The following is an 831-nucleotide window of genomic DNA, read 5'->3' on the forward strand; positions in this document are numbered from 1 at the left end:
TGAACCGTCACGGGTAAGGGACCGGCTTCGGGTTTAGGCCAGCGCCGGTCGGCGTGGCGATTGTTGAGAGTAGTACGCGGCTTCGTATTCGGCCGGGGTCAGGTAGTCCAGCCGGGAGTGCAAGCGGGCGTTGTTGTACCAGTCGGCCCATTCCATGAGCGCGAATTCGACCTCGGTGATGGTCTTGAACGGGCCGTGCCGGTTGACGACCTCGGTCTTGAACAGGCCGATGATCGATTCGGCTAGAGCGTTGTCGTATGCATCTCCAACCGAACCTATCGATGCCGAGAGTCCTTGCAGAGCAAGGGATTCAGTGAATTTCACCGAGGTGTATTGCGACCCGGCATCGGAGTGGTGGATCAGGCCGGGCTCGATCGGATGCCCGTAATGATCACGCCGCCACACGGCCATGTTGAGCGCCTTGGACACCAACGCGGTGGTTTTCGTGGCGGCGGTGGTCCAGCCGACGATGGCGCGGGAGTATGCGTCGAACACGAAGGCCACGTATGCCCATCCGCTCCAGGTCGAGACGTAGGTGAAATCGGCGACCCACACGCGGTTGGGTGCGGTGGCGGTGAAGTCGCGGTTGAGCCTGTCACCGGCGCGTATCCCGTCCTTGGCGGGGATGGTGGTGCGTAGCTTGCGGCCTCGCACGATTCCGTTCATGCCGAGCTCGCGCATGATCCGGTCCACGGTGCAGAATGCCACGTCGTGGCCTCTTCGCCGCAGATAGCGGGTCATTTTCCGCCGCCCGTACACTTCCTCCGGCTGTCCGGCTAGATCACGTAATGCGTTCTCCACGTGGGCATCTGCGACATCGCGGGCCGACGG

The 831-nt window shown here is 62.6% G+C and carries 1 protein-coding gene; it reads right to left on the reverse strand.

The features are described from left to right. Nucleotides 1-33: 33 nt before the first annotated feature. The coding region (locus tag C5E41_RS33010; RefSeq protein WP_146097796.1) for an IS3 family transposase at nucleotides 34-831 on the reverse strand (798 nt) is incomplete at its 5' end.

Origin of the sequence: Nocardia nova (assembly GCF_002933465.1) — a bacterium.
GTDB classification, from domain to species: domain Bacteria; phylum Actinomycetota; class Actinomycetes; order Mycobacteriales; family Mycobacteriaceae; genus Nocardia; species Nocardia nova_B.